General features: G+C 61.8%; 10 protein-coding genes, 2 tRNA genes and 2 rRNA genes (1 of these 14 cut by a window edge). 9 read left to right on the plus strand and 5 right to left on the minus strand.

Translation table 11 applies throughout. The annotated features are described in order from the left end of the window. The first annotated feature begins 57 nt into the window (after window positions 1-57). Window positions 58-1260 (plus strand): homoserine O-acetyltransferase, encoded by a 1203-nt coding sequence (locus IVA74_RS03645; protein WP_247339960.1) that lies wholly within the window; start codon window positions 58-60, stop codon window positions 1258-1260. A 2-nt stretch (window positions 1261-1262) separates the two neighbouring features. Next, complete coding sequence (gene metW / locus IVA74_RS03650) at window positions 1263-1925, plus strand: methionine biosynthesis protein MetW (RefSeq protein ID WP_247339962.1); 663 nt, start codon at window positions 1263-1265, stop codon at window positions 1923-1925. Between the two features lie 108 nt (window positions 1926-2033). Here the strand turns inward: metW and IVA74_RS03655 are convergent, their stop codons facing one another. Continuing rightward, window positions 2034-2897, minus strand: coding sequence for an alpha/beta hydrolase (locus IVA74_RS03655; RefSeq protein WP_247339964.1), 864 nt, complete (start codon window positions 2895-2897; stop codon window positions 2034-2036). Window positions 2898-3093: 196 nt separating this feature from the next. Here IVA74_RS03655 and IVA74_RS03660 point away from each other — a divergent pair, with 196 nt between their 5' ends. Next, a complete protein-coding gene (locus tag IVA74_RS03660) occupies window positions 3094-3834 on the plus strand; it encodes a TIGR02594 family protein (protein ID WP_247339966.1) in 741 nt (246 codons plus the stop codon). Between the two features lie 120 nt (window positions 3835-3954). Here the strand turns inward: IVA74_RS03660 and IVA74_RS03665 are convergent, their stop codons facing one another. Beyond that, entirely contained in the window at window positions 3955-4740 is a 786-nt protein-coding gene (locus tag IVA74_RS03665) for an MOSC domain-containing protein (protein WP_247339968.1), read from the minus strand. A gap of 256 nt (window positions 4741-4996) precedes the next feature. On the opposite strand from IVA74_RS03665, the gene clpB reads away from it, so the two are divergent. Then, a complete protein-coding gene (gene clpB / locus IVA74_RS03670) occupies window positions 4997-7648 on the plus strand; it encodes an ATP-dependent chaperone ClpB (protein ID WP_247339970.1) in 2652 nt (883 codons plus the stop codon). An 84-nt stretch (window positions 7649-7732) separates the two neighbouring features. Here the strand turns inward: clpB and IVA74_RS03675 are convergent, their stop codons facing one another. Continuing rightward, window positions 7733-8062, minus strand: a complete 330-nt coding sequence (locus IVA74_RS03675; protein ID WP_247339971.1) for a hypothetical protein — start codon at window positions 8060-8062, stop codon at window positions 7733-7735. Window positions 8063-8282: 220 nt separating this feature from the next. On the opposite strand from IVA74_RS03675, the gene IVA74_RS03680 reads away from it, so the two are divergent. Next, complete coding sequence (locus IVA74_RS03680; RefSeq protein WP_247339972.1) at window positions 8283-8693, plus strand: hypothetical protein; 411 nt, start codon at window positions 8283-8285, stop codon at window positions 8691-8693. A gap of 49 nt (window positions 8694-8742) precedes the next feature. Here IVA74_RS03680 and IVA74_RS03685 read toward each other — a convergent pair whose 3' ends face one another. Further along, entirely contained in the window at window positions 8743-9105 is a 363-nt protein-coding gene (locus tag IVA74_RS03685) for an SPW repeat protein (RefSeq protein ID WP_247339974.1), read from the minus strand. 149 nt (window positions 9106-9254) lie between these two features. Beyond that, window positions 9255-11312 carry a M23 family metallopeptidase gene (locus IVA74_RS03690; protein ID WP_247339975.1) on the minus strand — a complete coding sequence of 686 codons (2058 nt, stop codon included), beginning with the start codon at window positions 11310-11312 and terminating at the stop codon, window positions 9255-9257. A 979-nt stretch (window positions 11313-12291) separates the two neighbouring features. On the opposite strand from IVA74_RS03690, the gene IVA74_RS03695 reads away from it, so the two are divergent. From IVA74_RS03695 to IVA74_RS03710, 4 genes are all read left to right on the plus strand, one after another. Then, window positions 12292-13780, plus strand: a 16S ribosomal RNA gene (locus IVA74_RS03695). A gap of 192 nt (window positions 13781-13972) precedes the next feature. Next, window positions 13973-14049, plus strand: a tRNA-Ile gene (locus tag IVA74_RS03700). A gap of 33 nt (window positions 14050-14082) precedes the next feature. Next, window positions 14083-14158: transfer RNA gene (locus IVA74_RS03705), tRNA-Ala, on the plus strand. Between the two features lie 401 nt (window positions 14159-14559). After that, window positions 14560-15013: ribosomal RNA gene (locus IVA74_RS03710) — 23S ribosomal RNA — on the plus strand; it runs 2419 nt beyond the window's last position. Together the 16S and 23S rRNA genes with 2 tRNA genes alongside form the textbook arrangement of a ribosomal RNA operon.

Genomic DNA, 15013 nt, shown 5'->3' on the forward strand with positions numbered 1-15013 from the left:
TTATGGCCTGATGTCAATGCGGTCACCACTACGATCGCAAACGAGGTCGATGGTCAGATGGTTGGCGTCCAGTCAATTCCGAGTCCCGCGATCACTGCCGACGAGCGGTCGCACGAGGTGGATCATCCGAGCTCGCAGGTCGCGCAGTTCGGCACGGAGCAGCCGCTGCGGCTCGATTGCGGTGTCGATCTCAGCCCATTCCAGATCGCCTATCAAACCTATGGCGTGCTCAATGCCGATCGCTCCAACGCTGTTCTGCTCTGCCATGCGCTGACCGGCGACCAGCATGTTGCCAACGTGCATCCCGTCACCGGCAAACCCGGCTGGTGGGACACCTTGGTCGGCCCCGGCCGACCGATCGATCCTCAACACTACTTCATCATCTGCTCCAACGTGATCGGCGGCTGCATGGGCTCGACCGGTCCGGCTTCGATCAATCCCGCGACCGGCAAGGTCTGGGGCCTCGATTTTCCTGTCATCACCATCCCCGACATGGTGCGCGCGCAGGCCATGCTGATTGACCGGCTCGGCATCGACACGTTGTTCGCGGTGGTCGGCGGCTCGATGGGTGGCATGCAAGTGCTGCAATGGACCGCGGCATATCCGAGCCGCGTGTTCTCCGCGCTGGCGATTGCCTGCTCGACGCGGCACTCGGCGCAGAACATCGCGTTCCACGAGCTTGGCCGGCAGGCCGTGATGGCCGATCCCGATTGGCACAGTGGCGGCTATGCCGAGCACGGCCTCCATCCGCATCGCGGCCTCGCTGTGGCGCGGATGGCGGCGCACATCACCTATCTCTCGGACGCCGCGCTGCATCGCAAATTCGGTCGGCGCATGCAGGACCGCGAACTGCCGACCTTCTCGTTCGATGCCGACTTCCAGGTCGAGTCCTATCTGCGTTACCAGGGCTCGTCCTTCGTCGAGCGCTTCGACGCCAATTCCTATCTTTATCTGACGCGGGCGATGGATTATTTCGACATCGCCGGCGACCATGGCGGCGTGCTGGCGAAGGCGTTCGCGGCAATCCAGACTCGCTTCTGCGTGGTCTCCTTCACCAGCGACTGGCTGTTCCCGACCTCGGAATCGCGCGCGCTGGTACATGCGCTGAACGCATCGAGCGCGCGGGTGTCGTTCGCCGAGATCGAGACCGATCGCGGCCACGACGCCTTCTTGCTCGACGTGCCCGAATTCCTTGATATCTCCCGCGCCTTCCTGCAATCGGCAGGCAAGGCCCGCGGACTCACCCTCAGGGACGGATAGCCATGTCTGTACAGGAAGCGTTGCCGCTGGGGGGCCTTGCCACCGGGCAATCCGGTCAGTTTCGCGCCGACCATCTGCTGGTCGCGGAGATGGTCAAGCCGGGCTCGAAGGTGCTCGACGTCGGTTGCGGCGAGGGTGACCTGCTGCAACTGCTGGAGACCCGCGGCATCGACGGCCGCGGCATCGAGCTGTCGCGCGAGGGCGTCAACCGCTGCGTCGCCAAGGGGCTCGCGGTGGTGCAGGGCGATGCCGACACCGACCTCATCAATTATCCCGACGACGCCTTCGACTACGTGATCCTGTCGCAGACGCTGCAGGCGACGCGGCAGCCCAAGGTCGTGCTGGAGAACCTCCTGCGCATCGGCCGCCGCGCCATCGTGTCGTTCCCGAATTTCGGCTTCTGGAAGATGCGGCTCCAGCTCCTGATTGGAGGCCACATGCCGCGCACGGAAAATCTGCCCGCAAGCTGGTATGACACCGCCAACATTCATTTCTGCACCATCAAGGATTTCGTCGAGCTCTGCGACGCGATCGACGTCAAGATGGAACGTGCCGAGGCGCTCGACCTCTACGGCCGCCCACTGCGGCTGCGGATGCCGTGGTGGGTGTGGAATCTGTTCGGCGAGCAGGGCGTGTTTCTGCTGACGCGGGGCGGCAGGAAGTAGTTTTCGTCATTGCGAGCGTAGCGAAGCAATCCAGGGTCTTCCCGCGGAGGGATTCTGGATTGCTTCGCCTGCGCTCGCAATGACGGAGCGTGTGGTGACGCCCTTGCTCTAATGCGCGGCCAACGACCTCGGATCGCGCGCCGGCCATCTTCCGGTTTCCACCAGCGTGAGGAACCGTTCCACCGTTTCGTTGAACAGCGCCGGCTCTTCGAGATTGAGCACGTGGCCGGACTTCGGAAACATCGCGAGCCCTGCCGCAGGCAGATGCTTCTTCAGGAACAGGCTCGGCGCGATGCATGGATCGTCCTCGTCGCCGCAGATGATGAGTGCCGGAGTCGCGGCGCCTCTGATCGCGTCCGTCATCGCAAAGATCGAGGGGCGGCCGCCCTGGAAGCCGCGCATCGTGCGCGCCGATCCCTTGGCGTCGTGGCGTGCCAGTGCGGCGTAGAAATCGGCGTGGCCGCGCGGGTCCTTCACCAGGAAGGGAATCCGGCTCGGCGCTTCGCGCGTGACTTTTGCGACTTCCGCGGAGCCGAGCGTCTCGAATTGCTCCGCGTTGGCGCGGCACTGCTTGCGCCAGGCGTCGAGGTTCTCGACCTCCGAGCCGGAGCCGACGCCGGCGAGCGTCATCGATAGCGCGCGCTGCGGTGCGTTCAGCCCGATCTGGAGCGACGAATAGGCGCCCATCGACAGTCCCACGAGGTGCGCGCGTTCGATCTTGAGATGATCGAGCACCGCGAGCGCATCGGTGTAGAAATGCATGTAGCTGTAGACTTCGCCATCAGGTACGTCCGATGGCGTGTAGCCTCGCGCCGAATAGGTGATGCAGCGATGGCCGCGCGAGAAGTAGCGCATCTGCGGCTCCCAATTGGTGTAGTCGGCCGCGAATTCGTGCAGAAAAATAATCGGCGTGCCCGCGCCTGCTTCTTCGAAATAGAGACGGTGGTTGTCCTTCGTGAGGGCGTACGGCATCCGGTTTCTCCCTGAGGTGGCTGCGGCATTGGAATGCCGCTCTGCGGTCAGCGCATGCACCCTAACACTCGTTAATCATCGTCCAAAATCTTCGCGACCCCGTCTTGTTCTCGCCACATCGGGATACTGATACAGCCGGCGGATGTCGGCCACCGCACAGGCCGATTGGGAAGTGGGGGTGTCAAAAGGATGAAGAATGTTCGAGTTGTTTGCGTCTCGCCTGTCGCGTTGTGTCGTCGCGCTGGCTGTTTTCTTCGCGGCGGTCGCCGCGTTCTCCTCTCCGGCGTCAGCACGGTCTCATCGTCATAGCGCAGAGCGGCACGCTTACGCGCATCACGCCAGCAGACATCATCATTATCGGCATCATGCACGCAGTTCGCGCTTCGAGCGCGGCGCGGCGCAATTGCAGGCGAGCGGCTTCGGCAACGCCTTCGCCAGCTATGATCCGAACGCCAACAGCGGCGGCATTGCCATGAGCGGTGGCGGTGGAACGACCCCGCGCGTTAGCCGTCGGATGGCCATGAGCCGTAGCGGTGGAGTGGCCGCGAGCGGCGAAGGCGTGGCGATGAGCAGCGGCGGCTTCAGCGGCGGGTCGGGCCTCGTGTCCGAGGCACGCCGCTATGTCGGCGGCAATCCGACCGGCCGCGGCAGCCTGTGGTGCGCGCGTTTCATGAACATGGTGCTCGAGCATACTGGCCATCGCGGCACGGGCTCCGACATGGCGAGTTCGTTTGCGCGCTATGGCACGCGCGTCTCGGGCCCGCAGGTCGGCGCCATCGCGGTCATGTCGCGCGGTCGCGGCGGCGGCCATGTCGGCATCATCACCGGCGTCGATGCGCAGGGAAATCCGATCATGATCTCCGGCAACAACGGCAACCGCGTCCGCGAAGCGCCGATCTCGCGCGGCCGGATCTATGCCTATGTGATGCCGAACTGAGGTTCTGCCCCGTCATTGCGAGGAGCAAAGCGACGAAGCAATCCAGACTGCCTCAACAGATAGATATTTGGATTGCTTCGCTGCGCTCGCAATGACGGAGTACGTGGAGCCGGCGCCGCGTCACACCAGCTTCGGCTCTTCCACCGCGATCTGATCGCCGACGCCGATCTCGCCGTCGGCGATCACCTCGGCATAGATGCCGCAGTCCATGTGGCCGAGATTGCTTGAGAGCGTGGCCGGGATTTCGAGATCGCGCCTTGCGGTATCAGGGTCGACATTGGTGGCCGGGCAGCGCTTGATGCGCTTGACCACTTCCAGCCGGGCCCGCCCGATCGCGAGCGTCTGGCCGACGAGGTCGAGCTCGGACCAGGCCGGCCAGCCCTTCGCGTAGAGATTGGCGCGGAAACGCAGAGGGTGGACCGCGGCGCCGAGCATAGTCTCGAGCGCGCGGACGCTGTCGAGATTGATGATGGACACGACCTTGCGAGCGACGTCGGAAAAGCTGTGGTCGCGGCCGGACAGGACCTTGGGCGGGCCCTTCAACTCCGGTTGAAAGTTCTCGCTGAAATAGCCCTCGATGGCGGCGCGCCCGGCCGCGGTCTCGAGATCGCCGCTGGCGACGATTTGGCCGTCCTTGCGGATAGTCAGGCGGTTGGTCGCGTCCTCGAAACGGCTGTCGAGGGAAGCCAGCCGCTCATTGCGCGCCAGCATCAGGAACTGGATTTTCGGCTTCCATTGGGGCGCATCAGGGTCGAACCCGCTCGGGCCGTTCTCGATGGCGTAGCGGCGGTCGGCGGGCAGGGTCTGGCCGGATCGCAGTGAGATCCGGGGCAGGGACTCCGGCGTCAGGCCTTTAATCGGATAACGGTAGAGGCCGGTGATCTCGGCGATCTGGTTGGCTGTCATTGCGCTAGCTGTCATGCCGCTACTTAGGGGATTCGACCCACCGGTGCCAAGCTGGCAGATCCGCGCACGAAATTGTGAACTCGCCTCTTCCGGTCCAAGGGCACGCTTCCCACATCTGGGTCAGGCCGGCGCCAGCGCCGGCTGATAACGACCGTTACCGGTTGAGAAACGTCAATGCGGTCATCGGAAACCCAATGAAGATGCCGTTTGGAGTGCCTTAGAGGGCTCCTGGGGCAGGCCGAGGGAAAGAAGATAAATGAACATCGACAAATATACCGAACGCTCCAGGGGCTTCGTCCAGTCCGCGCAATCGCTTGCGGTGCGCGAAGGGCACCAGCAGTTTTCGACCCTGCACCTGCTGAAGGTGCTGCTGGACGACAATGAAGGCCTCGCTGCCGGCCTGATCGACCGTGCCGGCGGCAATTCCCGCGCAATTCTGAGGGCGACCGAGGACGCTCTTAACAAGGTGCCGAAGGTCTCTGGCGGCGGCGCCGGCCAGATCTATCTGGCGCCCGAGCTCGCCCGCACCTTCGACGCCGCCGAAAAGGCCGGCGAGAAGGCCGGCGACAGCTTTGTCACCGTCGAGCGGCTGCTGCTTGGCCTCGCGCTGGAGAAGACCAGCGAGGCCGGCGCGATCCTCGCCAAGGGCGGCGTCACTCCGCAAAACCTCAATGCGGCGATCGAGGCGCTGCGCAAGGGCCGGACCGCGGATTCCGCGACCGCCGAGAACGCCTATGACGCGCTGAAGAAATATGCGCGCGACCTGACCCAGGCGGCGCGCGACGGCAAGCTCGATCCGGTCATCGGCCGCGACGAGGAGATCCGCCGTACGATCCAGGTGCTGTCGCGCCGGACCAAGAACAATCCCGTTCTGATCGGCGAGCCCGGCGTCGGCAAAACCGCCATCGCCGAGGGCCTGGCGCTGCGCATTGTCAATGGCGATGTGCCGGAGAGCCTGAAGGACAAGAAGCTGCTGTCGCTGGACCTCGGTTCGCTGATCGCCGGCGCGAAATATCGCGGCGAGTTCGAGGAGCGGTTGAAGGCCGTGCTTCAGGAGGTGACCGCGAGCGACGGCAATTTCGTCCTGTTCATTGACGAGATGCACACGCTGATTGGCGCGGGCAAGGGCGATGGCGCGATGGACGCATCGAACCTGCTCAAGCCCGCGCTTGCGCGCGGCGAGCTGCATTGCATCGGCGCGACCACGCTTGACGAGTATCGCAAGCATGTCGAGAAGGATGCGGCACTGGCGCGGCGCTTCCAGCCGATCTTCGTCAGCGAGCCCACGGTCGAGGATACGATCTCGATCCTGCGCGGGCTGAAGGACAAATACGAGCAGCACCATGGCGTGCGGATCGCCGATTCCGCACTCGTGGCGGCGACGACGCTGTCCAACCGCTACATCACCGACCGCTTCCTCCCGGACAAGGCCATCGACCTCATGGACGAGGCGGCCGCGCGGCTGAAGATGCAGGTCGATTCCAAGCCGGAAGAGCTGGACTCGCTCGACCGCGAGATCATCCGGCTCAAGATCGAGCAGGAGGCGCTCAAGAAGGAAAGCGACCTCGGCTCCAAGTCCCGTCTCGAGACGCTCCAGAAGGAGCTGGCCGAGCTTGAGGAGAAATCTGCGTCGCTGACCGCACGCTGGAGCGCGGAGAAGAACAAGCTCTCCAACGCCCAGAAGCTGAAGGCTGAACTCGACAGCTTGCGTGTCGATCTCGCCGGCGCCCAGCGGCGCGGCGAATTCCAGCGCGCCGGCGAGCTGGCCTATGGCCGGATTCCGGAGCTCGAGAGGCAGCTTGCGGATATCGAGGCCAAGGAAAATACAACGCAGAGCTCCGGCGACATGATGGAGGAGGCTGTTACCGCCAATCATATCGCGCAGGTGGTCTCGCGCTGGACCGGCGTGCCCGTCGACAAGATGCTGGAAGGCGAAAAAGAAAAGCTCCTGAGGATGGAGGCGCAGCTCGGACAACGCGTCGTCGGGCAGGCTGAGGCCGTGCGTGCGGTCGCGACCGCCGTGCGCCGCTCGCGCGCAGGCCTTCAGGATCCGAACCGGCCGATGGGCTCGTTCATGTTCTTGGGTCCGACCGGCGTCGGCAAGACCGAGCTGACCAAGGCGCTCGCGGAGTATCTCTTCAACGACGAGACCGCGATGGTCCGCCTCGACATGTCCGAATACATGGAGAAGCATTCGGTGTCGCGGCTGATCGGCGCGCCGCCGGGCTATGTCGGCTACGACGAGGGCGGCGCACTCACCGAAGCGGTGCGGCGCCGGCCTTACCAGGTGGTGCTGTTCGACGAAGTCGAGAAGGCGCATCCGGATGTGTTCAACGTCCTGTTGCAGGTGCTCGACGACGGCCGCCTGACCGACGGCCAGGGCCGTACCGTCGATTTCCGCAACACGCTGATCGTCATGACCTCGAACCTCGGTTCGGAGTTTCTGGTGAATCAACCGGAGGGCGAGGATACCTCCGCCGTGCGTGAGCACGTGATGGCGACGGTGCGCGGACATTTCCGCCCCGAATTCCTCAACCGCGTCGACGAAATCATCCTGTTCCATCGTTTGCAGAAGAGCGAGATGGGCCGGATCGTCGAGATCCAGTTCGCGCGGCTCCAGAACCTGTTGACCGATCGCAAGATCGTGTTGACGCTGGATGGCAAGGCGCGCGATTGGCTCGCGGAAAAGGGCTGGGATCCCGCCTATGGCGCCAGGCCGCTGAAGCGGGTGATCCAGCGCTACGTCCAGGATCCGCTCGCCGAGATGATCCTCGGCGGCGACGTCAGGGACGGCGATGCGGTTGCGATTTCATCGGCAGGCAACGTGCTGACCTTCAACGGCAAGGCGGCGCAGACTGCGGAAATCGCCCAGTTCGACGTGCCCGTGTCGAAGCGCAAGCTCAACTGAACCTAGCGCTCACCGCAAAATGAAAAACGTCCCGGAAGGCGATGCCTCTCCGGGGCGAAATGTTTGGTCAACTCGGTCGGCTTGCTAACTGACTGCGGGCGCAGAGCCGGGATCGGCCGGACCTTCCTCGTCGCCTTCTTGTTCAAGCTCCGAAAGGATATCCACGAGCTCGCGCACCCGGCCCTGCGCCAGTGGACGGAGGTCGTTGATCATGGGCTCGTCGTTGGCGAGCCATGCCTGGGCCTCGGCAAGCTCCTCGACTGTCGCGCCGGTTCCGATTATCTGTGCAATTGTGACGTCGTCAGCTCCGCTGACGGCCTTGATCACGTCGTCACGTGAGAGGCGCTGCATGGATTGTCCTCCTCTTGACTGAACAGGCAGGAAACCGCCACCAAAACCAATCGTGGCGACCATTGGTTGGTTCCGCTAACAGAAGCATCTCGCCCGCTCTGGCTCGAGTTGGGGATATTTAATGAAACTGCTGCGACCGGGCCAGGTTGCCCCACATGGATCCGTCGGTTGGACGCACCAATCCGGCGTCGGAGTTGACCGACGTCGCGTCCGATAGTTCTTGTCGGCTGCTAAGGCACTTGCCATGGGTTCCCGGCGAATCCCGCAAATGTGGGGTATCGCCATGAACAAGGATCTTGTCTCTCGCAACCGACCGGCCTTCGACGAGCTTCATCCAAAGATCTATGGTGCCGCGGTCGTCCTTGTCGCCTGGTTCGCGCTGATGGCCTGGGTACTGTTCGATCGCAGCAGTGATGTCAGCCTGTTGCTTGCGTTTGTCAGCCTGTTGTTCCTGGTCGCGGCGGGCATTCCGTGGATATTGTCGCGGGTCTGGAGGCACCACGTGTCCGATGAGCCGCATCCACAGCAGCCCTCATTGCATGATTGGGAAGCCGGCGACTTCAAGGTTTGGGGTGCAACGCTTCACGGCACCGATGCCGCGATCGATGTCCTGCTGCCACTCATGGCCGTCTCGTTTGGTCTTACGGCGATCGGGATCGTCTTCGTGATCGTGCGCGCAACTGCGTTGCCGTAGCGCCGCTCCAATCGTGGCCCCGCCCGTGCGTGGGGCGGGGCGCAGTCTACTAGCGGCCTGCGGTCAGCCGCGGCGGGTTTTGTGACATGATCCAGAGCTCGATGGCGGCAAGCACGGCGACTGCGATGCCGACCACGACGTGGATCGTCATCGCCGTCTTGGTCCCCTCGAATCCGAGGACCCAAGGCGCAATGAGAGCCCACAGGCCGACGATCAGGTTCAGCCATTCTTCCCATACTGCGAAGGCGGCAAGCGCCGCGATGGCCAAAATTGCGATCACGATGCCCGCGATATGTGCGTTCTGGGAGGGCCTTCCGGCGTCGAAGCCGAAGATCCACGGCGAGAAGAACAGGAATGCACCGAGGATCAGGTTGGCGACGTCGCACAGCTTTGCGTTCGTCCAATTGTCCATAACATCCTCCATTCAGCCCCTGCCTAGTGGGAAACCAACCGGTTCGCGCCCCGGCCGGTTCCAACCAAATCGGATGCAGAACGGAAGGTTCTGGAGCCGACGCCCGACGGGCGCCGGTGGGTTCTCTGACGATTGGCGACGACCGTGGGCTATCGGTTGGTGACCTGCAACGGCCCGCCCGTCGCGTCCGACATCCTCGCGATGGCGCCGGCGCGGCCGCTCATCATGCCGTCGAGCCGGTCGCGCTCCTTCTCGAAGCCGGCCAGCATCGGGCCTTCCAGCGAACGGCCGCGCGGCAACTTTACGCGCAGCGGATCGACGAAGCGGCCGTTGACGAGGATTTCGTAGTGGACGTGAGGGCCTGTCGACGCGCCGGTCGAACCGACGAAGCCGATCACCTGGCCCTGCCGCACCTTCTTGCCGGGCTCCATGCCCTTGGCGAAGGCCGACATGTGGCCGTAGGCGGTCTCGTAGCCGTTGTTATGCTTGATCCGGATGTACTTGCCGTAACCGCCCTCGGGGCCGGCCTTCTCGATCACGCCGTTGCCGGAGGCGAAGATCGGGGTTCCGTAAGAGGTGGCCCAGTCGACGCCGGTGTGCATCTTCACATAGCCGAGGATCGGGTGGCGGCGGCCGCCGAAGCCGGAGCGCATGATGGCGTTGTTGACGGGCTTGCGCACCAGGAATTTCTTCGCGCTCTTGCCGGTCTCGTCGTAGTAGTCGACGACGCCGTCGTCAGGGCTCTGGTAGCGGTAGTATTTCTTGGTCTCGCCACCGAGCGTGAGCGAAGCGAACAGCACGTCGTTCTTTTCGCTCGCGGTCACGCCCTCGTCTTCGCCGGCGTAGAACACGTCGAATGAATCGCCTGGCGCCACCTTGCGCTGGAAATCGACGTCGTAGGAGTAGATCTTGATCATGTCTTCGATGACGGGCATCGGCACTTTGTTGCGCATCGCGGTCTCGTAGATGCTCTGGTAGAGCCGCACGCCAGTGCCGTCATCGTCGTCATCGTCGTCGCTGTTGGCGTTGGCCCCAGCGTCGGCGACGGTGTTCATGCTGGAGACGTCGACCGCGACGTATTTGCCGAGATCGGACAGCGCCGCGATCGCCTCGACCATGGTCTCGTTGGCGATGACCACGCGGTAGGGTTGCAGACGGGCGCCAGGGCTTGCAGGCGCCATCAGGATGCGCAGCTTCTCGCCTTCCTTCAGGCCGCCGTCGCGGCCGCGGGGCCCGAGCGTCGCGGCAATCGCCTTGATCTCGTCGGCCGTGGCGCCGAGATCGCGCAGCACGCCAGCGACGCTGTCGCCCTTCTTGACCATGTGGACGCGTTCGCCGTTGGGATTGCCCCCGGTGATCTGCTCCTTGGTCTTCGGCAGCAGCGTGACGTTTTCCGGCACCACGCGCGTCTCGAAGCCGGCATAGGGATCGGACGGCGACACTTCGGTGGCGTAGGCGCTTCTGATGTCGGACGGGCCGGTCGCGCCGGAGACGTCGGCGGTGGCGAGCGTGGCGTAGCGCACCCCGCCATTGCCGCGCCAGTTGGCGGCATCGCGCACCCGCATCAGGATGTCGTCGAGCGCCACCACTGCGGAAATCTTGGCCTTCGGCAGCACCGGCGACAGGTCCTTGGTGACGAAGGAGACCTCGGCGTCGGGTTCGACCGCTTCCGGATTGTTGGGATCGTCGGATGCGGTCTTCGGATCGGAGCCGACATCGGTGAGAAGGCGCTGGGCGTTGAACGGCGGGATCTTCGCCGACAGGTCGCTCGTCGTCATCGACAGATTGCCGGCAATCCGGATGAAGGGGCGCACCCGCATCACGTCGCGGCTGCCGACGCGGGCGACGGTCGAGACGCGCACGATGTTGCGCGAGGCCGTGGATTCGTTGGGCGGTGGCAGGCGGTCGCTCTTGTGCAGCGTGGCGGCGCGGTCAGCCGCACCGAATGCGCCGCGCAGCGCGCCTTCGACCCGCTCCGGCACCTTGGCGAAGGTCATTTCGCCGTCGAGCGATGCGAAAACGGCGCCGCCGATCAGGGCTGCGCCGCAGAGTCCGGTCAAGATCGTCCCGCTGAACCATTGCACCGAGACACGGCGGCGATCGATGACCGCGGCTTCCGAACCATCAACGGACAGCGGCGGCTCGTGGCCGAGATCGATGATCCCGGTCTCACGCCCGTAAGCGCCGCGTGACGTCCTTTGGTTCAACCCAAATCCCCCAATCAACGACCCAAGAGCCGGTTTCGAGCCCCTTCTTACGCCGCCCTCTTCAGGGGCACCGCTCGAAAAGGGCAAGCCGCATAGGCGTCCGCGGTCAGAAGGCCCTGATGACGGGCCGGCCGAAACTACGAACAGCTAAGCGGAAAAAAGATCTCTCGATGTCTCGCGAACGTCTGAAGAAGGCCGCTTCATCCTATGATCGCCTTCCTCTGACCCCAAGCAAACCGCCGGCAGCCCCCACTGGCATTCCTGCGATTCAAGCTCTGTCTGTACCAGAACGCCGCGGGAATGTGGCTCAAGTACGGCGCCTAATATGGAAAAGTTTCCTGAACGACCCGGCGCGAGGGACCTGTCTGGAGGGGCGCTGCAGGCAGCCTCCAGAAGCCCCCGCAGGCCAAACTTTTTTTGGGTTTTTTCGCCGCGCCGATCCAAACCGTCCGCTCCACGCTTCTCTAACCGCATGGAATCACGCAGTTTTTTAGAACAATCCACCGTGCGACGATTTTCTGACAATGGTCGTTGACAACTCCGATGGGTGGGGCCTATAACCCGACCACTGAGCGCGGCGCCGCCGGGTCACTGACCAAGGCGAGCGAACGCGCCACTGATGCTCCTCACCTTGTTGAGTGACACAACAGTCGACGTAAGTCGATTGGAGTTCATTCATCGTCGGTAAGGGTGTCGGAACCCTTCCTCTCTGGAAGGTTGGGGCCACATCGGTCCCGGGCTGTTTGACAAGTGAAGATGAAGAAAGAGAAACGTGGACGGCGGAGTCCTTGCGGGTCTCGCATTTAAAGAGCTTCGGCTTTTTGGATCGGGACCGGACGAAAGACTTCGGCGGTACACGTTTTAAGGTTACACCATCGTTGCCAGCGATGTGAATCGCGGGCAGCTCATCGACTTCGGTCGATGAAAAATGGTGGGACCTCGTCAAAACGTTGTGATCAGCCGGTTCAAAGTTCAAGTCCAACTTGAGAGTTTGATCCTGGCTCAGAGCGAACGCTGGCGGCAGGCTTAACACATGCAAGTCGAGCGGGCGTAGCAATACGTCAGCGGCAGACGGGTGAGTAACGCGTGGGAACATACCTTTTGGTTCGGAACAACACAGGGAAACTTGTGCTAATACCGGATAAGCCCTTACGGGGAAAGATTTATCGCCGAAAGATTGGCCCGCGTCTGATTAGCTAGTTGGTGAGGTAATGGCTCACCAAGGCGACGATCAGTAGCTGGTCTGAGAGGATGATCAGCCACATTGGGACTGAGACACGGCCCAAACTCCTACGGGAGGCAGCAGTGGGGAATATTGGACAATGGGGGCAACCCTGATCCAGCCATGCCGCGTGAGTGATGAAGGCCCTAGGGTTGTAAAGCTCTTTTGTGCGGGAAGATAATGACGGTACCGCAAGAATAAGCCCCGGCTAACTTCGTGCCAGCAGCCGCGGTAATACGAAGGGGGCTAGCGTTGCTCGGAATCACTGGGCGTAAAGGGTGCGTAGGCGGGTCTTTAAGTCAGGGGTGAAATCCTGGAGCTCAACTCCAGAACTGCCTTTGATACTGAGGATCTTGAGTTCGGGAGAGGTGAGTGGAACTGCGAGTGTAGAGGTGAAATTCGTAGATATTCGCAAGAACACCAGTGGCGAAGGCGGCTCACTGGCCCGATACTGACGCTGAGGCACGAAAGCGTGGGGAGCAAACAGGATTAGATACCCTGGTAGTCCACGCCGTAAACGATGAATGCCAGCCGTTAGTGGGTTTACTCACTAGTGGCGCAGCTAACGCTTTAAGCATTCCGCCTGGGGAGTACGGTCGCAAGATTAAAACTCAAAGGAATTGACGGGGGCCCGCACAAGCGGTGGAGCATGTGGTTTAATTCGACGCAACGCGCAGAACCTTACCAGCCCTTGACATGTCCAGGACCGGTCGCAGAGATGTGACCTTCTCTTCGGAGCCTGGAACACAGGTGCTGCATGGCTGTCGTCAGCTCGTGTCGTGAGATGTTGGGTTAAGTCCCGCAACGAGCGCAACCCCCGTCCTTAGTTGCTACCATTTAGTTGAGCACTCTAGGGAGACTGCCGGTGATAAGCCGCGAGGAAGGTGGGGATGACGTCAAGTCCTCATGGCCCTTACGGGCTGGGCTACACACGTGCTACAATGGCGGTGACAATGGGACGCTAAGGGGCAACCCTTCGCAAATCTCAAAAAGCCGTCTCAGTTCGGATTGGGCTCTGCAACTCGAGCCCATGAAGTTGGAATCGCTAGTAATCGTGGATCAGCACGCCACGGTGAATACGTTCCCGGGCCTTGTACACACCGCCCGTCACACCATGGGAGTTGGTTTTACCTGAAGACGGTGCGCTAACCAGCAATGGAGGCAGCCGGCCACGGTAGGGTCAGCGACTGGGGTGAAGTCGTAACAAGGTAGCCGTAGGGGAACCTGCGGCTGGATCACCTCCTTTCTAAGGATGATCCTTCAGCTTAGCTTCGGCTAACTATCGGATCGTTTTAGAAACATCAGTGGCCAACGGTCGTCAGGATCGTTGAGCTGCATTGGCGGGATTTCGCCGTCTTCGTTTCTCTTTCTTCGCGGACGAACACGCGCTGGGCCTGCATGGTTGCAGGATCCCGGTCCTTAACTGGATATGCGTTAGGGGCTTGTAGCTCAGTTGGTTAGAGCGCGCGCTTGATAAGCGTGAGGTCGGAAGTTCAAGTCTTCCCAGGCCCACCACACTCATCGAGTGAGCATTCGTCTTCTGGTTACGGGGCCATAGCTCAGCTGGGAGAGCGCGTGCTTTGCAAGCATGAGGTCGTCGGTTCGATCCCGTCTGGCTCCACCAGATGGTTTGATCACCGACAACTCAACCGTCGTCCGCGAAACATCACTTCGCACCCACTAGTCCGGATGGACAGTGACGTGCGTGATTTCTGACATCGTAAAGAGGAGATCGATCCGAGTTGGATCGTGCAGAAGATTTCTGCGCGGTACTCCATTATCTCCGGATCATTTCGGCGCTCGTGCGTCTTCCAGGGTAGCTCACAAGGCTGCATTGAAAGACAAGCGAGTTGTAAATGATCCTTTTAGCGAAGCTTGACCGCCTCGCTATCGGAACGATCTTACGAAGCAAGCTGGTCTTTCTAATCATTGTCCGGCTGTACGTAGCGTTCATCGAGGGCGCGCGCCGCAAGGCAATCGTACAGACAACATTCTGCCGAGTGTGTGGACATTGATAATGAGAGCAATCAAGTGCCTTAAGGGTGTTCGGTGGATGCCTTGGCGCTGAGAGGCGATGAAGGACGTGCTACGCTGCGATAAGCCGTGGGGAGCTGCGAAGAAGCTTTGATCCATGGATTTCCGAATGGGGAAACCCACCTTCGATAGCCGGAACTCCAAGACCTTTGTCGAAAGACATCGGTGTGGGGTTCGAACAGAAATGTGAGATGCCTAGACCTTTAGATTTCGATCGAAGAGGTTTTGGATTTCCGGTTATCAAGAGAAGGTATGAGACTTCTGAATACATAGGAGGTTTCAAGCAAACCCAGGGAACTGAAACATCTAAGTACCTGGAGGAAAGGACATCAACAGAGACTCCGTTAGTAGTGGCGAGCGAACGCGGACCAGGCCAGTGATACATCAAAGACAATCGGAACCAGTCAGGAAAGCTGGGCCTCAGAGGGTGATAGCCCCGTACGAG

Source organism: Bradyrhizobium sp. 132 (assembly GCF_023074185.1).
Lineage (GTDB): Bacteria > Pseudomonadota > Alphaproteobacteria > Rhizobiales > Xanthobacteraceae > Bradyrhizobium.